This is a genomic window from Paraglaciecola algarum, assembly GCF_021532655.1.
Classification (GTDB): Bacteria; Pseudomonadota; Gammaproteobacteria; order Enterobacterales; family Alteromonadaceae; genus Paraglaciecola; species Paraglaciecola algarum.
In genome coordinates, this window is record NZ_JAKGAS010000004.1 from 253,203 (window position 1) to 276,730 (window position 23,528).

The following is a 23,528-nucleotide window of genomic DNA, read 5'->3' on the forward strand; positions in this document are numbered from 1 at the left end:
AAAGTTAAATTTTAGAAAGGTTTGGTTACATTGCTTACAGCGGCTCTGGGCTGCTATAAGCAATGTTTAAGGACTTGAGTTAATTAGCTTATAGCTTCCAATTCACACTCAAACGATAGAAAGTCGCTGCTAAGTTATGTCTTACCGTTGCATTCTCATGCCATGCATAGCTTCTTTGCGCTTTTTTGCCCAAATTAGAAGCTTTAAATAGAACCCCCAACTTATCTGAGAATTTATAACCTAACGAGAAGTCAAGTTGTGCATAATCTTCTCTCCATACACTTGCACTAACAGGTGTATATTTTTGATAAACGTTTTGACCTAAAGTGTTAGTTTGTGCCTCATTAAGTGATGCGGCAGTCCAGTCCCAATTACCACCTCGGAAACCATCTAAATACTGCTCTCTCCAGTTGTAGGCAATACGCGCTGACCAAGCATTTTTTTCATAGAAGAATTGAAGGTTATAAGTATTATCAGAGCGCCCCTGAATCGGCAGCTTTTCACCGGTAATGGTATCTCGTCGAATGCCTTGCTCGGTGTCTACATAGGTATAGTTAGCCTGCACACCAAAACCTTGCCATGCTTCAGGTAAGTAATCGAAGGTATGTACACCGCCAATTTCAATACCGTTTACCTTACCGTCACCACCATTCACAGGTTGTCTAATTATTTGCGCTGAAATCGGGTCAAAACGTGTTTCTTCAATCTTCTGATCAATCAAGTCTTTAGTGAAATAAGCAATCGAAAGACTATCAGTTTCCGATATATACCACTCCCAGCTGAAATCCATCGAGCGAGTTTGAAACGGTCTTAAGTTCGGGTTACCAAAGCGGTTGCCGGCCGGGTCCATACTCAAATCATTCGCACCAGGACGGGCCATGGTTTTATAAGCAGCAAAACGTACCACCATATCGTCTGTTACACCTAAGGATAAGTTCAAACTAGGCAAGTTGAAGCTATAATCATATTCCGACCACAACCAATCCTTGTGTAAAACATTACCAGATGTCTGACCCGTTCCGGTTCTTAATTCAGCTCTTGCTGGGTAGGTGTCTGAAATATTGAAAGGCTCTTGGAAAATGGTAGGGACGCGGTCGCCGCCTAACTCAAGTTGTTTTCTACAGACTGATTGACGCCATGGTTGTTCCTCCTTCAACGCCAGCAATGCTGAATCTTCATAAGAGTAAACGAGTGGACCTGGATCTTCACCTACACCGTCATTAAAATCAGTTCGCGCTTGCTCCCAAGCCACCTGTTCACCTCTTACTACCGCTGATTTTTCTTCATCGACCTGCCAAGGTATATAACAGTGATCCAAGAAGGTTTCACCTTCACCTTCTGTTCTTACATGCCTTAAACCTAGGTTACCTGTTAGTGGCATATTAGCCAGTTCGTATTCGAAGTTTATCTTCAGATAAAATGCGTCGGTTTTCTCGGTCATTTTTTCTGTTTGTAGGTCTTCATAAATAACGTCATGACCGCCATAAACAGCATTGATAAGGGCATCCCATTTTGCTGCGCTATCAGGACCAACATAATATTGACGAGGGAAGTCACCAGTAAGGTCTTGTAAACCGGTGCGTAGTGTTAAGAAATCGTCAAGCTGTTCATAAGTTGGAGCTGGGTAAGCTGATTCAGCAGGGGCAATTAATGGATCTTCAACCAATGAAGTTAATGTTCTGCTAACCCAAACGGTTCCTCTGTCAGCTTCATCAGGAATGCCATCGCCGTCATCATCATCTGGTAGTCCATCGTTATCAAGATCAACAAAGCCAGGCTTATAAGGCGTTTTCATATCGGAGCGATCTTTGAAGTTATGCAGCTCATCATGACGGTGACCAAACTCAATTTGCGTAATACCAGCAAAGTCTACATCCCAATCAAAATCCATACGCCATTCTTTACTTTCACCACGGGTACGATTTTCTCCGTGATTTAGTCTCGCCAAACGATTCAGATCATTACGTTGTGCCGGATCGAAATAATCAGGATTAAAGCCTAGAATGGGTTCAGCGTTAATGGTGTTACCGTCAGCATCATCTAATGCTTGTAACCACATTGGCTTGATAGTCGGAAGATCATTACCTTCTGTGATGTCGTAACCTAAGCTTGGGTAAAGCCACTCACCTGTTTCAGGATGTAAAGTCTCCACATGGAGATGCATTTCACGTCCTTGGTTGTTAGTTTCTGAATCAGAGATGGCAAAAGAAGTCTCCATTCTAAAATCATCGGTAATATACCAATCAAAATCCAAGCTTATATTAGTTTGGGTTTTTTCACTTCCATCTAGTCTTGCCATAGAACGAATCGGTGAATTATTAGCAGGGCGTGTAGAGTCAGGGAAGAACACGCCTGAGGTTAACATAGAGCGAGAAACCTGTCCCTCAAGTGGCTGACCGCTAGTGTAAAGGTTACCGTAAGTATAATCGCCAACGGTTAGGTTATCTGCCAGCGATTCTGGATCATATTCAGTATCAACTGCATCACGGGTTAACGTATGCCAAGTCGCCCCTGGCAACCAGCCAAGACCGTGCTCACCTTTCGAGTCTATCGGATTCATCCGGAAAAAGTCATACCATAAACGAGAGTTGTTTACTGCAGCTTCGCGTTTACTTAACGAGCCTTTTAGCTCAAGGTTAAATCGCTCACTAGGCGCCCATTGCAGCGCACCACTGATAGTCGATGTTTCAACTTCAAAATCTTGATCTTTAACTTCAAACTGTCTTGGAACATGTGCTGGGTGGGCCGGAGCATCCGGATGACCTTGACTTTCGAGTAATCTAAGAGGCTGACGGTTCCTAAAACCTGTACCATGATATTGCCCAAAAAAGCCTTGGGAGACTGTGTTTTTCTTCTCAGTTTCTAGATTAATAAGGTAGCCTAACTCACCAAATTTATTATCAATTTCGATTCGATTTGAATAAAAGCCGCCAAACTTACCGCCCATATCGGCATCCGACGAAGAATCATTCAATTCAACTCGGCCACGTATTTCTTGTCCCTCAAAATCAAACGGTGAAAAGGTCACTAATTCTACAGAACCACCTGAACCACCTTCAATTTGATCAGCTGTTGGGGATTTACTGACTGCAAGCGCTTTAACTAGCGATGAAGATAATGCATTCAAATTATTTTCACGTTGATCAAAACCATCAGTTACCACACCTTTACCATTGATGGTTAAGGCGTTGGCGCTAAAACCACGAATTTGGAATCCGGTGCCGTCACCTACATCATCACGGTTAATAGTAACACCGGTAATACGTTGTAATGCTTCGGCAATATTTGTGTCTGGTAATTTACCAATATCAGTTGCCGAAATAGCATCTACAATTTGCGCTGCATTTCGCTTAATAGCAGCAGCATCGGACAGGGCTTGATAAGTGCCTGTGACTTCAATAATTTCTACACCATCTTTACCATTATCCGCTTTTTCTTGAGCAAATGCTGCGCTCATAAGCGTTAGGGGAAATAATGACGCAACTTGTATTAATGTACTACATTTTGATTTTATTCTTTTTTTTCTGTCTTTCATAATGACGTTCCTCAAAGTTTAAATATTACTAATCTCAAGCGAAATCTTTAAAACAACTTATTTATTTGCTTATAAAGATCAATCCCACCCGAATCGAACTAATTTTCATTTAAAAAAGCGGGGGTACTCAAAATACATTTAGATTTACCTTTGAATTAAACAACACTGCTCCAGATTTTACGTGTAATAAAAAGCATAAACCTAACAATGTAGCTAACTAATTAACTTATAATTAACATACATTACACATAATACATTTATTATTTTGTATTACAATATACAAAAAACATATCTTTAGAAGGAATTTGAAATTCGACGATTAAAAAGCCGTCATTTTTTTTACAAGGGTTTAATATTTAATGAAAATCTCAAACGATGTTTTTATTGAAAAGACGTTAGCGAGCGGATAAAAATTTAATAACGAAAACAACAGTATCGTAATGCTAATTTTAATAAAAGAATATGAGACAGTGTTTACGCTTCTTCACCATTGTATTGGCTGGCCAAATCGTCTAATTCAGAACAAGTATAATCAAAACCCTTGCCATCAAACTCATAGGTTATTTTTACTGACTCAGAGCCATTGAATAATTTTGCTTTTACCTCAGCCACAGGCCAGTGTTTTAACTCATTTAAAAACCGGTTAGCCACTTGCGCTGAGGTAAATTGATATCGAATTTCTGTTTGCATATTTGAGGTTCTTAATTTTGATGCTAGTTGTTTAAGGGCTGCAGTTTGTGCAATTTTAGCCTTTATACCATTCCATCTTAATATGTGATCACTCAGAGTGCATCCAGCGGATTTTGATTGAGGCGTCGCTATACAGTAATGGTTGTTCCCTTTTAAATAGTGAGAACCAGCTCTTTTTAAAAAGATAAGCGCAAAACTCGCTGGGGAACTCCTTTCAGGCGAGTTTTAAAAGAGCTTACACTGCGTTGCATGAGTTTGAAAGAGCACTAGCTGTCTTTTAATAAAGAGCTGTCAATCATGCGCCTTGTTTAAGCTCTTTTAAACTCTCGCTGAGTGATGCATATTAAGATGGAATGGTATTAGTCAAGGGGAAATTTAATTTCAATATTTAGGCTTAAAGCATTTGCAGATTTAAAACCTATGGATTATTTAATTTTGTAAGACTAATATGAATAATCTGGTTCTAACTTATAAGGAAAATAAAACTAAATTCAATTTGGGGGTTTAATCTTTTTAGATCGTCCCAAAGTCTATGTTGAACAACAAGTAAAAACGTTAATTGAAAAAGGAATACCTATGAAAGTAAATATTTCCGGTCACCATGTAGAAATCAGCAACGGCGTTAAAGAACATGTAGAGCAAAAATTAGCAAAACTTGCTAGTCACTTTCCTTCTCTTATTTCCATCGACAGCATCATCACCAAAGAACATGGTGAGTTTCAAGTTGAACTCGTTACCAATTATGAAAATACCCGAATTGCCACCTCTGGTAATGATAAAGTCATGTACCCCGCCATTGCTAAAGCAGCTAAAAAGTTGGATGCTGCCTTGAGTCATCGTAAAGGACAAGTTAAGGGGGATTTACACAAGAAACCGGTAACAGATGCACCAGAAATTGCCGTAGATATTATTCAAGGTATGGAGCTTAATTAAATACCATTAATTTTTAAAAACAAAAGCGAGTTTTCACTCGCTTTTTTTGTAACCCAAACCCACATTTTCAAATTACATAAGTAATGTTCAACTAATGGGCTGCTTCATCAGAGCTTTCAACTGCCACGTTTTCTGCTCGGGTAACTGGATAGCCCATGTTCATCCAACCAAAAATCCCCTCATACAAAACCGCTGTTTTTGTATAACCCAATTTAGCTAATTTTTCGATAACATGCACCGCAGCAGCACGCGGGCATGAACAATACGCTACAATTTGTACATCTTTGGGTAATGCAGTCACTTTATCTTCCAAGTCTTTGTAATAAGGGAATGGGATAGCTCCCTCTATGTGCGCACGCTGCCACACAGATGTAACACGTGTATCCAGTAACACCATTTTGTTCTTGGCTTTTAACGCAGCATATAATTGCTTGGACGACACAAATTTATCTTCCGTGAGCATAAAGTTAGGTGATGAGTTTTGTGGATTAATCACATATTCGTCTGGGCTAGGTATTTCTCTAAGTACTGGCTTAGTTAATGTCCAACCACTGGCCTTGCTGCGAATGAAAGCGGTGACATTGTCGATATCTTGTTCTGATAACATTCCTGAAAAAGCGACCATAGGCGTGTCTTGTCGACCGTGCTCAATAGCATATCGAATAAATTCATCTTTATTGTGGGCTAATGCAGATTGATTGCCTAATGCAGGCGCATTCACTCCCTCGCCATTTTTACCATGACAACTCGCACAGTTTTGTTGATATACCACTTCTCCGCGCACTATATCTCCGATGACGGCTGACTCCGTTAATTTTTTGCGCTCAGCTCCAGATTGCCAAAACAACCAATAGGTTAGATCCCACACCTCATCCAACGTCATCGGCCCACCTACTTCGTCTAGATAACCACCCATGGCAGTGCCGTCTCTACCATAAGAAATAGGCCGTAAGATAGAATGAGGTACACCAGATTCAAATAAACTTTTACTACGTAACGATGGAGCATGATCATTTACATGTCCTTGTCGATTTTCTCCATGGCATAAAATACAATATTTTTTATAGTTCGAAGCCGCTCGAATTGTTTGCTCGTCGCTTAACTTTCGGGGAGGCTGCTGTTTTTCGTATACACGTTGAGCCACACTATTGGCAGTATATAAACTGCACACAAGCATCATTAAAATACTTATTAAGAATATTTTCATTACCCGCTTTCCTTGTTGGTTGGTTGCTCCAGTATAGCCACATAATTAATTTGATTTTTATCATTGTAAGCAATCAAGTAGCGAGTGACATAGATACTGGTAACTTTTTATTCAATGATTATTACTTATAGACAAAATTTTTTATTCACTCTTCATAAAAACTAGACAATTGGTCAATACAGGAATAAATTATAATTTCGCATATAAATCGTTGATTTGTATTATAAAGGACTAAGTTTGATCAAAATTCCGCAACAAAAACCTTCAGCGCTATTAGAAGTTCTGATCATAGATGGTCAATCGTTAGTACATACTTTAGTTAAATCTGCTTTATTAGATGCTGGTATTCAACAAGTTCAAAGTGCCCACGATGCCTATGCCGCAATTCGTCTATGTGAAGAAACTGACTTCGATATGATACTTATAGCTTTCGATGTTCGAAGTGACAAAGATGGATTTAATTTATTAGAAGAATTGAAGTTCAAAGGTCATATTACCAAAACAACCTGCGTAGTGTTTTTAAGTGCTGATACCACTCAAGGATTAGTCAATTGCGTTGTAGAAATGGAACCAACAGACTTTTGGGTAAAACCATTAGATAGCTCAAAAGTTAAGAAACGTGTTCAACAAATTTTGTTAATCGAAAAGAAGCTCTACGCATTACGGTATTGTTTTGATCAAGCTGAATATCCTACGGCTATTTATTATGCAGAACGACAATTACAAGACGAGAGTTTAGCCCTCTATTTTCCGCACATTAATCGCCTCATTGGCCGTAGTTTATTTAATTTAGCTGAATACCAAGAAGCCTATGACTTTTATTTAAAATTAACTAAAGAATACGATTATGCTTGGGTACAAGTTGGGCTAGCCGCGACTTTATTAAAATTAGGTAAGATAGAAGAAGCCAATAAGTTAGCTAAAATTTTGCTTGAACGAGATGATACTCGTTTTGCCACTTATGATTTATTAGCCGAATACCATATTGATAAAGAAGAATATCAAATAGGTTACGAGATAATCCAAGAAGCGACAAAACTTGCCCCTAGAAGTTTAGAAAGAAATAAAAAATCATGGAATTTAGCCAGACTTAATCATGACAGAATGGGGCAGTATGTTGCTACCAGAAATATGGCAAAATATGCCAAAAATTCAATCCACGACTCCCCTGATTTAACAGTTAATGTGATCCGCTCATCTCTGGATTTAGCCTCCACTATGTCTGACGCTGAAGCCGGAAAACTATTAACGTCAACCGAAAAAACCATTGAGCGTTTACTAAAAGAACATAGTTCAGCTAGTGATCTTACGGACCAACTTAATGTCATTCAAGCCCGTATTCTTAATCTGAGAAATAACAAAAAAGATGCTGAAGACTTAATGACAAACAATGTAAAAGTTAAAATTGGGCCTGATTTTGAAAATAATTTAGATAAGATAAAAGCTTTCCATGAAGTAGGATTATGGGAACAGTCCATGTCTTTATTAGATCAATTAAAGTCTGACTTTCACCATGATTCTTTCACTGGAAAAGTACTCTCAGAATACCTCGAGCAAGAGTCTAAAGAACGTCAAAGTGTAAGGTATACACCCAAAGAATTAGGCGAAATGGCTTCCGCTCATTACAAAAACAAACGCTTTAGACCGGCCTACAACTTGTTATGTCAAGCCTTTCAGCTGACTCCTACAAATCCGAACATTGCCTTAAGCTTATTGAAAGTTTTAGTCAAACTAGCAGAAGATATAAACTTGAAGGCTGAGGAAGAAGAGCAAGCGAAAAATTGTTTACACATGTTAGAAAACGAGAAGCTAAAAGAAAACCAGTTAAAAAACTTTATCGCATATAAAAAATCTTTGAAAGGAACAGGCTTGTTTCAAGAATAACTCATCGAATAAATGACTTTATTACTGAGTTTAAATAAAGCCAGGCAACACATTGGCATTTATGCATAAGATTAAGGTAGGATTATCACCTTCGAATAATTATGCTGTGTTAGGAATTACAATGAAAAAATTAGTCGCTCTAGTGTTAATGAGTTTTTTATTAGTGAGCTGTGCTCCAGAGATCGGAAGTCCAGAGTGGTGTGCTCAAATGAAAGAAAAACCTAAAGGTGACTGGACAGCCACCGAAGCTAAGGACTTTGCCAAGCACTGTATTTTTTAAAAATATAAGCTTAACAAGTTAGGTGAAATGACTTATTTCACCTAACACTTCCAACAAAATTCATCATTACCTATGCTACCACTATTATTAGCATCCCAAGCTCGTCGACCATCTCCGTATAAATAAACACTACCATCTCCAGCTTGCACACTACTGGATAATGGTCGAGCTTCAACAACATAACTAGTGCCTGTTGCAACCGTTATTAATAAATTATAAGAACGATTTGCGTAAGGCTCAGCTGAAGGTGAATGACCATGAAAAATGGCTGGCGTACCTGTATTTGCCGCTGATTGCGCGGCCCCCTCGTAGGTAAATGCTGCCGCTTTATGACGTTCCATAGCAGCACCTAAGCTCATTAAATCGGCCTGCGCAGCCGCGCGATTGCTGCTCACCATGAAGCCTTGATAACTTGGATATGCCACCATAGTTAACACCCCAACGATAGCAACAACCACCATAAGTTCGACTAAAGAAAACCCGCGTAAATTGACTTTACTGTTTACTTTATCCATCACTGTCTCTCTGTTTCTGTTTTCCAACTGCTTTTCTGTACTCGTTCAAAATTACTATGAATGTTTTCAGCTAAACATTCAAATTCTGAACCACAGGCTTTTTTGTTACCATTTGCATCTAACTCAATGACAGTTGAGGCACATTCAGTCCCTAAACATATAATTGGCTTAATTATATCCTCAATCAGTATTTTTGTATCTGGTGCAATACCTGTTTGTTTTAACTGAGCATGACGATCAACATGTTCTTGAGTATTATTATTATTTAAATCAGAAACCGAATTACCATTTATTAATTGTACTAGATAAGCTCTACTGTTACCCGTTGGGGGAGCGCAAGAGCTGGTGCTTGCCGACGCAGGCAAGTAGGTTGTAAACACTATCTGATAATCTAGAATTAACGGAGACGCTAATACTTTTTCACCACCTGTGGTTAGTTTAATCATCCAACCTTCCTTACTTGCAAACTGTAAGGTTTCTAAATTTTTAGTAGTGGTGTTTGATGACGTTAATAGATGATTGGTAGCATCATACAGGTCAGTTAATGACAGTTTAGTGCTTGGTAAAGTATTAAATCCATTCGCATCGAACTCAAATACACCTTTATCTTTTACCATATAGAAATGGTCTTCAATTACAGTATTTAACGGATGTGCACGGAACCCTGAACCTACCGCAACGGCATAATAGTGCTCATCACCTAAGCTCACTTCCGACACATCTGGTCCATAATAAAAACGTCTATTATTAGCATCAGTCGTACCACCAAAATCAGCTAACAAACCACCTGTTACTAAGTCACCAACAGACTCTCCATTATGAATATCCAACCTAAATAGCTGGCCACCAGTATCAGCCACATACATATGATCGGCAAAGCCATCGTTTTCTCGGTCAATTACCGAGATCCTTGCCGGAATACTGTATTGCATATCAGTTAAGTTTAAGTCTGCCCCCGTTTTACTTGCAGACCAAATTAAGGCACCCGTATCTGCATCCACAATAAACACAGCATTACCCATAGTGTCTGCGCTACGCGTCAACTTACTATCTTGATCTTCATCATATCCGCCACCAAATATCAGTACGTTTTTACTGGTTGAGCCGACTCTTATCTTAGTCACTGTGGGTTTAGACCAGGTTTGGCCTAAATCCGCAAAATCACCCACACCACCTTTAATTTCGAACAACAGACTTGGCGAGGATTTATTTGTTATATCAAAGGCATAATAGTTTCTGCCACCTCTACGCATACCCACATATAAATATTTGTTTGCGCCAGCCGTTCTAAGCACCATGTCACCATCTAACCCATATATATGAGAAAATGTGGATGAATCTTTATACAAATCGTATAAGTTAGCTAATAATTCCTTTGGAATAACCGCAAAATTCTCTTCACCGGTGTCAGGGTCAAATGAGTGTAAAAAGCCATGGTTGGTAGCAACAAACACCGCACTTTCGGTTAGAGAATAATTAACGATAACAGGTTGCGAGTGAATCGGATCTCCCATTGCCTGTCTAGCGTCATTAGCAAACCCGTCTGCATCATCATCCTTAACATCCACGCCTCTGGCCCACTTTAAGACAGTGTCTCTTGTCGCACTTGGATCAGCAGCAGATGCCACGGCTAAATCAGCAATTGTGAGGTTAGTATTTGATTCATGCAATAAATTGGCTGACTGAATAATGGTTCCCGCACCACTAATAACATAGGCATCTCTAGGTAGTCCCATTTGGCCTGCAGTACCACCACTTCTAACGTCATTACCGTCTACTAATAAAGACCAAAAACTATGCGAACTATCACTAAAGAATCCAGTGACACTATCCACTGCATTGAGGTCATTTTTATCTAAAATGTCAGAACCATCTAACCTGTATCTCTTAACATTACCAGGCCAAATTGTCCCTTCAGCAGGTTTAAACAAGGCAAAATACAACTCATCATTATGAGTCAGTCTGTTTAACTGGTTAACCGCTACACCGGGCGAAACAAAGGTCGCATTTACATCTTTTACAGTTTTCAATATAGAAGAAAATACATCGACTAAATCTGCCGTATTATCCGCTGTATAAAAATCACCATTACCATTAATTGCCAAGTCATTCAAAAACGCATTGGCAGTAGATCCGGCTGAAAAGCCGATTGTATGTGTCATCACTCGTGTATCAATGACCGACTCGTCACCATCACCAATATTTCTTGCCAGATCTAAGCCACATTTTTCTCCGCCAGATCCGCGACAACTGATGCCTAATAAAGATTCAATTTTAGAAACACTGTGGTTGTTGTTAGCGACACCATCAGACAAAAGCACAATATGATTATTGGTTTGGCAAACTTTATCTGTCACTGGGCTAATGTATTTAGCTCCGGTTGGAATATATTCATTCACACAATCTGAACTACTTAAGTTATCCGCTGTACACCCAGAAGGTAATACCGAATCAGCCCCTAAATAAGATAACCTGTGACTGACACGGGTGTTTTTTCTAATGGTAGAATTTACATTACTTTGACCACGGTGTAATCCGTAATCTACATCTAAACCACCAAAATAACTCGCGGCTTCATACATAGTGTCCACAATAGGCGTATATCCATTAGCCGCCAAAGAATCCACCTGACTAATTAAATGCTCTCTGACCGTAGAAGTTTGACCAGGAGTCGCTGCACCTTCGTATTCTATCACTAACTTTACCGTTCCCGAGGGTTTACCATTATATGTATAAGCGCCCCTCACCCCTACAAAATCAGAAAATATAAACATCATGTCGTTGCCTGAATCCCATCCACTTCGATTGACTATAGATTGAACGATTGAGGCAACTGAAGGAGTTTGATAGGTGTAATTCTTAATCCACCTCGGTATGTTAGTCCAAGGGACTGAGCCCGTTTTAGGTTTGTTTCTTTGCAAATATCTTGAATAATTTCTGAAACTACTTGGGTCGTCTTGATCCACACCAGATATATTAAAAGAGGCAAAATTGGATGAACTTGTTTGATAGGCAGTAAACTCAATATATGCATTTGATACTGATGCACCTTGAGGTAAAGTCACCTTTCTAAACCTCACACCAATATATTTATTGGCACTGGCGTTAAAGGTTAATTCACTACCTGTAGACTGGTAGCCATCCGATCTCTCTTCTGCATTATTATTTTGTGAACTGACCTGGTAATTTAAACTACCTTTTACACATCCATTTGCTGTCGTTTCATCATAAACCACAACCAATTGTGGGGTTAATCCCGTCCCCTGCTCAAATGCCGTAGATAACCTTTCACTCGCTGCAGAAGCCCCTTCACCTTCAACTATAATATTTAGCGCATTGCCACCACACCAAGCAGATTGATCAACAATTTCTTGAATAACTGGACTTAAATCTGGAGATGAGGTGGTCTCGTTAGTAACTGGCCAATCGTTGTCTGTATCCCATAAAACATTATTAGTGGTTTTGGTTCGTCCAGAAATGTCGTTGGCTGTATTGCTAAATGTTGTAGAGTTACTGACTAGCTCCCCACTAAAAGTTAAATCGGTAGCCCCTGCATTGAATCCATTAGAGTTAAATCGAATGTACGCGCGAGTTATCAATGCGCCTCTTGGGATATTCAAATCCTGAAAGCGCAGTCCAACCGTTACTTTATCTGTATTTTGTGTCAGTTTAATAGCATTACTACCAATATTGACGCTAGATCCAATCTCATAAGCATCATCGCTCCCCTGCTCAATTGAGGTAATAATTTCAGGGGAAACAGAATCATCAATGGGTCGAACTGGATACAAAACCGGGCCACCGTAATCAGAAAAACGCATTAACCCAGCATTAATATTAGTCACTGAATTTAAGGTTTGTTTGAGGGCATTTTGTACCCTAAGCATGCGCGTTTCAGTACCACCATCTTTGCCAGTCATACTGCCTGAGGTATCCATAATAAACAGCACATTGGGATCATAGGTAACCGCACCTCCGGCATTACCCAAATAAATTTCCAAGTCATCAGCAATAACCAACTGGACACTTAGTCCTAGGCTTAAAGCCAGCAAAATTCTAAATTTGGTAAGAAGTTTCATTTGCTTCTCCTGTTATTGTGTTGCAGGCGCAAACACAGAAGCATTTTGGCTATTCGCCACTACATATTTGCTATCTTGCACCTGCCCACAACCTTTAATAATAAATACATGGCAACTAATATTACTGCCACCAATTACGTTGCTAGAGCCTACACACGACTGTTCTCTAACAAATGCTGTTCGAGACCAACTTTTGACTATAGGTTTGTCACTATAATTACCCGTGGCTAAATGTTGGGTGTTTTTAGTTAATCCACCACTAGTCAAGGCTCTATTAGTCCAAGTAACGTTTTCAAAACAACTCAAATCTTGTACGGCCAAATCAATTTGGGTGCCTGCACGAGCGTCAGATAAGGGGTCATTAAGTGCATCATTACTCAATAATGTTTTATCTTCAGATTCAAACATCACCGCGCCAATAGCCGATTCTGCTGCGTCAAACGCCAATGAGCGTTTTTCCATTGAGCCCGCCATTTTATTTTGCATTAAACTGCTCGACACTGAAGATACACCTAAAATTGTTAGGCTCATTAATATCAAAAGTGCGAAAACCATAACCATCCCTGAATTTTTTACTCGTCGATTAAAAGTCATATATTTCTACTTCGTATTGTATTTTTACTGTTTCTGAGGATGATAGTTGTTTCAAACTGTTTGAATAAGCGCTTTTCAGAGGGCGTAATCGCGGCTTCATTTAACAACTTAAAACTGGGGATGGGTGAGATAACAATATCTGAATCAGCTTTGACTAATACAGCAATTCGAATTGCAACCACTTCTTGCCCTGCCGCTTTTGCAGCGGCTAGATCATTAGCTGTCAAAAATTGCACAGGTCGCGCTGAATTATCTGTGGTAGCAAAACCTTCAGTTACACCATATTGCACCTGGAAACTATACACATCATCTAATAATGTATAAGCATTGTCTGAATCGTTGCCTACCGCTACTTTTTGCCCTCGCAAAACTCGTCCGTCAAAGCCTCTACATTTTAATGTAGTACCATCTAAAAAATATTCGTTTACCACAAAAAACTCTTCGTTAGCCGCATAACCTAGGGTCAAACCACGACAATCCTGAGTCCCCTGCATAGAGACCATTAATATATCACTGGCACCCGAAGCGCCCTCAACTGAGCCTTTGCCTAAAGCATTACTAAAATCACCTGGTATTGGAATTGGGGTATTGTGCACAAATGCAGCTTCTACTACAGGGTCAACGTCAGTATTTAAATTCGGCTCCATAATGTCATAACGACCTACAGTTAATAATTCTGTACGAAGTCGAGATATAATAAAGCGGCCATTTTCTTGAGCAGATGCTAAAGCTCTGTTCAAGCGTTCAGTAGCATTATTACTAATCATCACCTGAATAATAGAGGCCGATATAATTAAGCCAATGGTTAATGAAATCATTAACTCTATTAAAGTAAACCCTTGTTGTTTTTTCATAGGGTCAACTCAACTGACACGCAATCGTGGGGGGAAGATTTACCCACATTGCAGTTAGGATTAAGGGTACGTTGGATGTCTTGCCATTTCTGAACAGGCCAAGTTAGTGTGACATCTAACTTTGAGCCAACACTACAAGCATGAATATCAGCTAAATTATTATCGGCACAACTTACCTGAATTTTTATTTTTGGATTGGCAGCTACTGCAGCACAGGAGGCTTCATATCCATCAAAAGCAGCGATTTCTGCGGCAGAACAGGTGTTAGTATTGCAATCTGGAATGGTGGCCGGCAGGCTTAAACAATAGCAGGTATGAGGCAAACCAGATGTACAACTTAATCCAGTAAAATTATAAATACCTGGGGTGAAATAATCATTGTGTACAACTAAACCATCACCTATTGGACTAAACACAGCATTGGCTCTTAATCGCTCGGTAATTTGTTGTGCAACCAATACAGATTGTGAACGACTTAATGCTTCTGAGTTTGTAAAAGACCCAACGAGTTGTAAATAGGCTACACCTAATAAACCAACAGATAATATAAACAAAGTGACTAACACTTCAATCATACCAATACCCTGTTGGCGTTTACGTAATAGTTGAGGGCTTTGGTTATTCACTTATTTTCTCACACTCTTAATATTTTACGGTTGGCTTGTCTACCAAGGTGAACTAAATATATTTTTACTTACGTCTATGTTAGTCAAAAAAATACAAAAATAGTTATTGAGGCGTGGATAAAGGTATATATTTTTACAATTGAATTGCTCCTTTTTGCTTACAAAAACAAATGAAAATACTCACCAATATCCTAACTATATCTTAAAAATCAATACAATAGGTTATTTAGGGTTTTGCATTCACGCTGTTTTCTCTAAAAAAAGTTTGATAACTATTATGAGCAGGTAATGGTGCAATATAACTATTAACATTGATAACTTGAGTCTCGGCATTCAGATCTAACCATTCAACTTTAATATCAACCTTTTTGAGATCTGAAACACTAGGTGCTAACTTAGGAAACAAAGGATGTCCTTGTGTCACCCACAAATCAGCACTTTGGTCAAAATTACTATCAATATAAAATAAGTCGGTAATTTGCCAATGTAATTCAAAGTCATGGGAATCAGCATTATTTGATAATTGAATTTTTTTAGTACCAGCACTAATTCTGCCACCTCCATCGCTAATTATTTGATTGTAAGCAGGAACACTGTTTAAAGAAATGAGTAGCTGGTAAAAAGATAAATCATTTAATTTATCTACAGCTAATTGCAAAGCTAAATTACGCAAATTAATATTTCTGTCTGCTACCACATATTCTGCTTGTAAAGTGACATACCCTGTCACTCCCAACATAATTATCAAGGAGGCAACCAACACTTCTACTAATGAAAAACCTTTGGATATATTCATATTGTTCAGAAATCTTTCCAGCTACCTGGCACTCTAGCGATTCTATGCAATTCAGTTTGCTTAGAAAGATTTAATAAGACTTTATCATCATATATAACCTGTAGCTGTTCACCTGCTTGACTGATTTGATGGTTCGACAACAAAGATCCTACGACTTGAGCCCCTGTCTGCATCATAATTTTTGTAGAAACTGTGGCTGTTGATGTGCGATATGACATTAATACCCCATACAAAATTACATTTTTAGCAAACCGCAATTCGCCGTCTTGTAGCACTAATATTAAAGGATGAGACTGGGATCCCAAACGTTCGCCTAAACTTACAGAACAATTGCCTGTCACCCAAATTAGCCCGCGACTCATACTATTCAACGAACTGCAATCGGTTAACATCTGATTAGCTTGCAGATACAATTGTTCTATCCCCTGCGACTGTGTATTAAATAGATAACCAAATAAATTTATCGGGAAACTCACAGAATGCGACTGAATATCAGTCGACTTTACAGCTTGGTTGGATATAAATTGACTAGCACAATTACCTGCTAAAAATGCACTTTCCTCACATGTCAGACTCGTACCAGTTAAATCTATAGTTTTATCTGACCACACCGATAAAGGTTTACCCAAACCTAAACCATTAGGATTAGTCACCACTTGAAATTGACTAGGCGATATTATGCCTTGCTGCACAATGAGTGGCGCAATAGGCACAGTAGATAGCAATGGGTAAATCAATACTTGTTCAGTGATCGATGCTGTGGCTAACCCATCAGGCGACGTACCATTGGATGTTAAACTCACTAATTGACGTTCACCGAATACAGTGATGATACTTTTATTATTCACATTTAGAGAAAACCCACTATTGTTGCCTAAAGATTCAGCAATAGAAGTCGTCACTACTTTTGGATTAACTCTTAATTCAGCAATCTTTTTTTGAATACCCGCTTCAGCGGAAATAACGGCTAGTTTATGATTCTGATTATTGACGATAATGCGATGTTCAAAGGTTTGGTTTCTACCAGTGTACAAGGTAGTTAATGTTACTATGAGTAATAACAAAGTCACCGTCATTAACATTACTGCTCCTTGTTGACGACGTACTCTAGATTTAGACAGTTGGTAATACTTATTCATAGTTTTTAACTAAAAAATTGGCGCTAATCAGTTTTGAAAACTCAGGGTATTTAACCAATTCAGCCTGTAAACTCACATTTATTTGAGTCATGCTAATTTGTTGGTGGGTTAATTTATCAATTGAAAATACTAGATCATTTATCTGCACAACTTGAGGGTCGGTTAAGTCCTGCCAATAACTCTGGGAGCATTTGTAACCATCGACTCTAATTTCAATTGCCTTGTCTTTTAATCGAAAACCAAATTCTTCGTTTACTAATTTCGTATCCAACAAGCCATTTTGGTTACGATCATAATCAAATGTTATACAGCTATTACTAACCTCTGAACCAAAATTTGATATCTGAATACTATTAGCAAAAGGATTCACAAAGACAGTTGGATTTAGCAACATATCTTCCGTTAAACCTTGATATCCAGCCCTTTTCAAGTCTTGACCAATAACAGCCAATACCCCATTAATTTCTTCATCTAAGCGAGACTTAGCCATTAAACTATTGTTTAGGCTAATTCCATGAGCCACTAAAGACGTCATAGCAGTAAGAGAAGCAAACCCCAACGCCATGGAAATCATAAGCTCCACCAAAGACGATCCTTGCTGATAGATAGGTAGTAATAACGACGGTCTCAACATTTTTCATATCCCCCTATGACCTCATTAACCCCACAGATCCGAATTCGCCCCATATTACTTAAAATTAACTTTAGTTGGCGTCTTCCATCACTAAAAATCAACGAACCGGCATGACCAATAGATAATCCACGTACACCGTCAAAAAGTGCGGCACTGTCTTGACCAAATTTAATACTAGTTAATGTGATGAAAGAATAATCTTGTGAGCGAATTAACTGCTCAACCCCATCTAATGTGCAGTTATTGACAATCAAGCAGTCGCACTTACCTTTATCACTGAGGCCAGCACACCACTTTTTGCCTCCCTTAAAAAACAGACCAACGTCAACTTTATGAGATATAGCTGAGTACCTTGCTTGCTGTAAGGCAAAATAATGATTTTCCACTACCGCCTTTAACTGAATGTTTTTTTGAATAGCGGTATACGATGGAGAGGCTAACATCACCAACAAAACAACAACTGAAACAGTGACTAATAATTCAAGAAGAGTAAGACCATGATGTTTAAACATACCAGTATCCATACGTAGCGTATTTAAAAAACACGCCTATAATTAAATCCCTTAGGATAAATATAGTGCAAAACGGCAAAAACACACATAGGAAGTGAAGATGAAAATCGACTCGAAGAGCCTTGTTGCTAGGGAATTAGTTACGCAAAAATTTCAAGGTATGACCCTAGTAGAATTAATGTTAGTAGTACTAATAATAGGATTGTTGGCGACGTTAGTTTTTCCCTCCTTTCAAAAACAAATTCAACAAGCTAGAAGGAACGACGGCATCAATCAGTTGTTAAGATTAAAGTTACAACAAGAGGCGTTCAGAACTAAGAATAATAGTTATGCTTTAGCTAAGCAGTTAAGCTTGCCCACTAGCGACTACTATACGTTTTCAATCGATAATGTGTCTGCAACTACCTATGAATTGGTAGCTACAGCTAAAGGCAGTCAGGTGGCAGATAAAACATGTAAAGTACTTAGCATTAATCAATCCATGCATAAAACACCGGCAGGATGTTTCAACTAAGTTGCTTTAGATAAGTAGTTTTATATGATCTAGCTAACTTGCTTAATACGTAATTCTTTAGGTACAGCAAATTCGATATTTTCTTCTCGACCAGGGCGCTCAACTGCTTGCAGTGCTCCCCAATCTTTTAATCGATTAACCACGCCTTGTACTAATATTTCGGGTGCAGAAGCTCCAGCAGTGATACCTATATTTTGTACACCCTGTAACCATTCTTTTTGAATACAGTCTGCGTCAGCAATTAAATAAGCTTTAGCACCAATTTTTTCTGCCAGCTCTCGTAAACGATTTGAATTTGAGCTATTTTGCGCCCCTACTACCAATAACAAGTCACAATCTGAAGACAATTCACGTACCGAGTCTTGGCGATTTTGGGTGGCATAACAAATGTCATCTTTTCGAGGACCATCAATTGATGGGAACTTTTCTCGTAACGCATCAATCACCTCAGCGGTATCATCAACCGACAAGGTAGTTTGGCTACAATAATATAGTTGAGTGCTATCTTTCACTTCTAAGTTAGCCACATCTTGGGCAGATTCGACTAAGTAAATTCCGCCATCGGCATTGTCATATTGGCCCATAGTGCCTTCTACTTCAGGGTGGCCATTATGCCCAATCAAGATACATTCAATGCCTTTTTTACTAGCACGCATTACTTCCATATGTACCTTTGTCACTAATGGACAGGTCGCATCAAATACTTTTAATCCTCGAGAGCCAGCCTCTGTACGCACAGCTTGAGACACGCCATGGGCCGAAAAAATAACAATACTGTCGTCAGGCACTTCAGATAATTCATCAACAAACACAGCACCACGAGTTTTTAATCCGTCTACTACAAATTTATTGTGTACCACTTCATGGCGCACATAAATTGGAGCAGGAAACATCTCTAGAGCTCGCTCTACTATGGTAATGGCACGATCAACCCCAGCACAAAAACCACGAGGATTTGCTAAATGAATTTGCATAAGTATTTAAACCCTAATTAACTGACAATATCTCTACATCAAAAGTAATCACCTGTCCGGCCAACGGATGATTAAAATCCACTGTGACAGAATCTCCAGATACTTCGCGCACTATACCTGGCATCTCAGAACCATCAGGTTGACTAAAACCTAAGATCATTCCCACTTCAGCCGGTGCTTCTGCGCTAAACTTACTGCGTTCCAAATGGTGAAAATTATCTGGATTCGGTTGACCAAAAGCATCATCAGGCTGCAAGGTAAATGACTTTTTATCGCCGGTTTTAAGACCTAACAAACAGTCTTCAAAACTTTGGGTTAAATTTCCGTCACCAATAGTTAATTTAGCAGGTTTATCATTCACCCGAGTACTGTCAGCGGCCGAACCATCGGCAAGTTTCAAATCAAAATGTAACACCACTTCGCTGTTATGTTGAATTGCCATTGATTCAGGCATCTTGTTCCTCTTTGTTTTTAAACATATCAACAATTAATAAAACCGCACCCAAACATATTGCGCTATCAGCAATATTAAACGCAGGCCAATACCAATCTTGATAATAAACCACTAAAAAATCGATAACATAGCCATGGACTAAACGATCATATGCATTACCCAAAGCACCGCCTACAATTAGGCTAAAGGCCACAGGCAGAATAACTTGATTTTTGGTAGTTTGCTTTAGCCACCAAAGCACTAAACTCGTCACTAAGATCGCAATTATGCTAAAAAACCACCTTTGCCAACCACCTGCATCATGTAAAAAACTAAATGCAGCGCCATAGTTATACACATGTGTGAGATTAAAAAATGGCGTCACTTGAATAGCTTGATACAACTCAATCTTATTCACCACTAAGGTTTTAGTGTATTGATCTAACCCTAGAGCAATCACTGCTAGCCACAAAAACCGCCAACCGGTTTGTGTGAATAAATTAAGCATAAGCGCGTTTTTCACCTTCACCATCAACATTATCTACACAACGAGTACATAATTCAGGATGGTTATCATCACTGCCTACATCTTCTCTGTGATGCCAGCAGCGACTACATTTTTCAGCAGAAGAAACAGACACCTGTACCCATAAACCTTTAATTTCAGTTTCGCTGGCAGAATCTGGTGCGCTACTCACTTCAACCACTTTGGCTGCAGAAGTAATTAACACAAATCTTAATTCATCATCTAGCTTAGCCAGTAATTCAGCTAATTCAGTGGTGACGTAAAGTGTGACTTCTGCTTGCAAAGAGCCTTTAATTTGGCCTTCTTTACGTGTAGCTTCAATACAGCGGTTCACTTCATTTTTAACTGCTGATATTTGTTGCCAAAAATCATTATTAAAGGTGCCGGTTAGATTCACTTCGCTAAGGCCCGTATACCACTTGTCAGTGAATACAAACTCGTCTCGTTGCCATGGCATTTCTTGCCAAAGCTCTTGAGCAGTGAAGCTGGTAATAGGGGCCATCCAACGTACCAAAGCTTCTATTATGTGATATAAAGCACTTTGACAAGAACGACGAGCATGGCTGTCACCTTTGGCTGTGTACTGCCTATCTTTAATGATATCTAGATAAAAACTACCTAGCTCAATTGAACAAAACTGCATTAGCTTTTGAGTCACAACTAACATGTCGTAGTTTTCATAAGCTGCAATTATGTCTTGCTGCATTGAGTAAGCGCGCCCTACGGCCCACTTATCTAATTCAACCATATCTTCAACCGCCACCAAGTCTTTACTAGGCTCAAACCCATTCAGATTAGCTAACAAGAATCTAGCGGTATTACGAATCCTTCGGTAGGCGTCGGCTGAGCGATTAAGGATTTCGTCAGACACAGCTATTTCACTGCGGTAATCTGTAGAAGCCACCCATAAACGTAAAATATCAGCACCTAACTTTCCAGTCACTTGCTGAGGTGCAATCGTATTACCAATTGACTTAGACATTTTTTTGCCTTCGCCATCAACAGTAAAACCGTGAGTTAACACTTGTTTGTAAGGAGCATGCCCCTTTGTGGCAACTGAGGTCATCAGTGATGACATAAACCAACCTCTATGTTGGTCAGAGCCCTCTAAATATAAATCTGCACTAGCAGGGATATCGTCACGTTTATCTACGACAAAATAATGGGTTACACCTGAGTCAAACCACACATCTAATGTATCGGGTACTTTAACAAAGGTATTTGCATCATCACCAATTAATGTTTCAGGCTCGATATCCCACCAAGCTTGAATGCCTTTTTGTTCAACTAACTTGGCTACTTCTTCTAATAATTCGTCAGTTCTTGGGTGTAAATCACCTGTGTCTTTATGTACGAATAAAGCAATAGGCACGCCCCAAGTGCGTTGACGAGAAATACACCAATCTGGACGACCACTAACCATAGTTTCAATGCGGCTTTCCCCCCATTCAGGGATCCACTGAGTTTTATGAATTTCTTTAATGGATTCTTCACGTAAACCATTTTTGTCCATGCTGATAAACCACTGAGGCGTGGCACGGAAAATAATTGGAGTTTTATGACGCCAGCAATGAGGATAACTATGGTTATAAACATGGTGATGTAACAAAGCGCCATGCTCCTTCAGTACTTCTACCACATGATCATTGGCTTTAAACACATGTTCACCAGCAAATAGTTCAGTACCTTCTAAGTACACACCATTCGCGCCAACTGGGTTCGCTACTTCTAGGCCATACTTTTTGCCAACGTTGAAATCATCTACACCATGACCTGGTGCAGTATGTACACAACCTGTACCAGATTCTGTGGTAACGTGGTCACCTAAAATCACGGGTACTTGGAAATCATAAAATGCGTGATGTAGCTGAGTATTTTCTAAAGCTTGGCCTTTGCAAACACCCAAGATCTGAAATTCTTCAAAACCAAAACGTTTAACACACTCGTCAACTAGATCTGTGGCTAAAACTAAACATTCAGTTTTCGCATCACGTGATACTTGTACTAGGCTATATTCCAATTCAGGGTGAATACACACTGCTCGGTTAGCAGGCATGGTCCAAGGAGTAGTAGTCCAAATAACAAAAGATACATCACCATCTATCTTGTCGCCAGTAAAGTGTACCGCAACGGCACTTGGCTCAACCGCTTTAAAACTTACATCAATAGAAGGTGAATTTTTATCTTGATATTCAACTTCAGCTTCTGCCAATGCCGAGCCACAATCAGTACACCAATGCACTGGCTTAAAGCCTTTTTCTAAATGACCTGAACGTACTACATGGCCTAATTCACGAATAATGTTGGCTTCAGAAGCAAAGTCCATGGTTTTATATGGCTTGTCCCACTCGCCCAATACACCTAAACGAATAAAATCCGCTTTTTGGCCATTGATTTGTTTTTCAGCATAATCACGACATTTTTGTCTAAACTGAGCAGCCGTAACCTTTTTGCCGGGCTTGCCGACTTTTTTCTCAACCATCAATTCGATAGGTAAACCATGACAATCCCAACCCGGCACATATGGCGCATCAAAGTCAGACAGTGTTTTAGACTTTACAATTATGTCTTTTAAAATTTTATTTACCGCATGACCAATATGAATATCACCATTTGCATAAGGAGGACCATCATGCAAAATAAAAGGTTTACAGCCTTTTTTAGACTCACGAATTTGCTGATAAAGCTTCTTCTCAGTCCAATTCTGCAGCATTTTAGGCTCACGCTGGGCTAAGTTTCCACGCATAGGAAAGTCAGTTTCAGGCAAATTCAGGGTATGTTTATAATCACTCATTTTTGGTTA

General features: G+C 39.1%; 20 protein-coding genes. 4 read left to right on the plus strand and 16 right to left on the minus strand.

What is annotated here, in order from left to right; translation table 11 throughout:
- Window positions 1-88: 88 nt before the first annotated feature.
- Window positions 89-3,535 carry a TonB-dependent receptor gene (locus tag L0668_RS09445; protein WP_235312042.1) on the minus strand — a complete coding sequence of 1,149 codons (3,447 nt, stop codon included), beginning with the start codon at window positions 3,533-3,535 and terminating at the stop codon, window positions 89-91.
- 474 nt (window positions 3,536-4,009) lie between these two features.
- Window positions 4,010-4,225 carry a hypothetical protein gene (locus L0668_RS09450; protein ID WP_235312043.1) on the minus strand — a complete coding sequence of 72 codons (216 nt, stop codon included), beginning with the start codon at window positions 4,223-4,225 and terminating at the stop codon, window positions 4,010-4,012.
- A 576-nt stretch (window positions 4,226-4,801) separates the two neighbouring features.
- Here L0668_RS09450 and hpf point away from each other — a divergent pair.
- The gene (hpf, locus tag L0668_RS09455; RefSeq protein ID WP_235312044.1) at window positions 4,802-5,158 is read left to right on the plus strand and encodes a ribosome hibernation-promoting factor, HPF/YfiA family; all 357 of its coding nucleotides are present in this window, start codon (window positions 4,802-4,804) and stop codon (window positions 5,156-5,158) included.
- Window positions 5,159-5,249: 91 nt separating this feature from the next.
- Here the strand turns inward: hpf and L0668_RS09460 are convergent, their stop codons facing one another.
- Complete coding sequence (locus L0668_RS09460) at window positions 5,250-6,365, minus strand: c-type cytochrome (protein WP_235312045.1); 1,116 nt, start codon at window positions 6,363-6,365, stop codon at window positions 5,250-5,252.
- 237 nt (window positions 6,366-6,602) lie between these two features.
- Between L0668_RS09460 and L0668_RS09465 the strand changes: the two genes are divergently transcribed.
- Window positions 6,603-8,249: a response regulator gene (locus L0668_RS09465; RefSeq protein WP_235312046.1), complete on the plus strand. Its 1,647-nt coding sequence runs from the start codon at window positions 6,603-6,605 to the stop codon at window positions 8,247-8,249.
- Between the two features lie 121 nt (window positions 8,250-8,370).
- Window positions 8,371-8,529 carry a DUF3012 domain-containing protein gene (locus L0668_RS09470; protein ID WP_235312047.1) on the plus strand — a complete coding sequence of 53 codons (159 nt, stop codon included), beginning with the start codon at window positions 8,371-8,373 and terminating at the stop codon, window positions 8,527-8,529.
- A gap of 41 nt (window positions 8,530-8,570) precedes the next feature.
- Here the strand turns inward: L0668_RS09470 and L0668_RS09475 are convergent, their stop codons facing one another.
- From L0668_RS09475 to L0668_RS09515, 9 genes are all read right to left on the minus strand, one after another.
- Window positions 8,571-9,044 (minus strand): type IV pilin protein, encoded by a 474-nt coding sequence (locus tag L0668_RS09475; protein WP_235312048.1) that lies wholly within the window; start codon window positions 9,042-9,044, stop codon window positions 8,571-8,573.
- A complete protein-coding gene (locus tag L0668_RS09480; RefSeq protein WP_235312049.1) occupies window positions 9,044-13,123 on the minus strand; it encodes a PilC/PilY family type IV pilus protein in 4,080 nt (1,359 codons plus the stop codon). The genes L0668_RS09475 and L0668_RS09480 overlap by 1 nt, the downstream gene beginning before the upstream one ends.
- 12 nt (window positions 13,124-13,135) lie before the next feature.
- Window positions 13,136-13,678 carry a pilus assembly PilX family protein gene (locus L0668_RS09485; protein WP_268820280.1) on the minus strand — a complete coding sequence of 181 codons (543 nt, stop codon included), beginning with the start codon at window positions 13,676-13,678 and terminating at the stop codon, window positions 13,136-13,138.
- Window positions 13,679-13,713: 35 nt separating this feature from the next.
- A complete protein-coding gene (locus L0668_RS09490; RefSeq protein WP_235312053.1) occupies window positions 13,714-14,571 on the minus strand; it encodes a PilW family protein in 858 nt (285 codons plus the stop codon).
- Window positions 14,568-15,197, minus strand: a complete 630-nt coding sequence (locus L0668_RS09495) for a prepilin-type N-terminal cleavage/methylation domain-containing protein (RefSeq protein WP_235312055.1) — start codon at window positions 15,195-15,197, stop codon at window positions 14,568-14,570. Before L0668_RS09495 ends, L0668_RS09490 begins: the two co-directional genes overlap by 4 nt.
- A gap of 226 nt (window positions 15,198-15,423) precedes the next feature.
- Window positions 15,424-15,993 carry a type IV pilus modification PilV family protein gene (locus L0668_RS09500; RefSeq protein ID WP_235312058.1) on the minus strand — a complete coding sequence of 190 codons (570 nt, stop codon included), beginning with the start codon at window positions 15,991-15,993 and terminating at the stop codon, window positions 15,424-15,426.
- Window positions 15,994-15,998: 5 nt separating this feature from the next.
- Window positions 15,999-17,132, minus strand: coding sequence for a hypothetical protein (locus L0668_RS09505; protein WP_235312060.1), 1,134 nt, complete (start codon window positions 17,130-17,132; stop codon window positions 15,999-16,001).
- Window positions 17,125-17,766, minus strand: coding sequence for a prepilin peptidase dependent protein B (locus tag L0668_RS09510; RefSeq protein WP_235312062.1), 642 nt, complete (start codon window positions 17,764-17,766; stop codon window positions 17,125-17,127). Before L0668_RS09510 ends, L0668_RS09505 begins: the two co-directional genes overlap by 8 nt.
- The gene (locus tag L0668_RS09515) at window positions 17,760-18,278 is read right to left on the minus strand and encodes a GspH/FimT family pseudopilin (RefSeq protein ID WP_235312065.1); all 519 of its coding nucleotides are present in this window, start codon (window positions 18,276-18,278) and stop codon (window positions 17,760-17,762) included. The genes L0668_RS09510 and L0668_RS09515 overlap by 7 nt, the downstream gene beginning before the upstream one ends.
- A gap of 100 nt (window positions 18,279-18,378) precedes the next feature.
- Here L0668_RS09515 and L0668_RS09520 point away from each other — a divergent pair, with 100 nt between their 5' ends.
- Window positions 18,379-18,792, plus strand: coding sequence for a type IV pilin protein (locus L0668_RS09520; RefSeq protein WP_235312067.1), 414 nt, complete (start codon window positions 18,379-18,381; stop codon window positions 18,790-18,792).
- A 29-nt stretch (window positions 18,793-18,821) separates the two neighbouring features.
- On the opposite strand, the gene ispH is transcribed toward L0668_RS09520, so the two are convergent.
- The 4 genes from ispH to ileS are packed head-to-tail and all read right to left on the minus strand — an operon-like array spanning window position 18,822 to window position 23,519.
- Window positions 18,822-19,766: a 4-hydroxy-3-methylbut-2-enyl diphosphate reductase gene (gene ispH, locus L0668_RS09525; RefSeq protein WP_235312069.1), complete on the minus strand. Its 945-nt coding sequence runs from the start codon at window positions 19,764-19,766 to the stop codon at window positions 18,822-18,824.
- 13 nt (window positions 19,767-19,779) lie between these two features.
- The gene (gene fkpB, locus L0668_RS09530; protein WP_235312071.1) at window positions 19,780-20,220 is read right to left on the minus strand and encodes an FKBP-type peptidyl-prolyl cis-trans isomerase; all 441 of its coding nucleotides are present in this window, start codon (window positions 20,218-20,220) and stop codon (window positions 19,780-19,782) included.
- Window positions 20,213-20,707, minus strand: a complete 495-nt coding sequence (gene lspA, locus L0668_RS09535) for a signal peptidase II (RefSeq protein WP_235312073.1) — start codon at window positions 20,705-20,707, stop codon at window positions 20,213-20,215. The genes fkpB and lspA overlap by 8 nt, the downstream gene beginning before the upstream one ends.
- Complete coding sequence (gene ileS, locus L0668_RS09540) at window positions 20,700-23,519, minus strand: isoleucine--tRNA ligase (protein ID WP_235312075.1); 2,820 nt, start codon at window positions 23,517-23,519, stop codon at window positions 20,700-20,702. The genes lspA and ileS overlap by 8 nt, the downstream gene beginning before the upstream one ends.
- Window positions 23,520-23,528 lie beyond the last annotated feature (9 nt).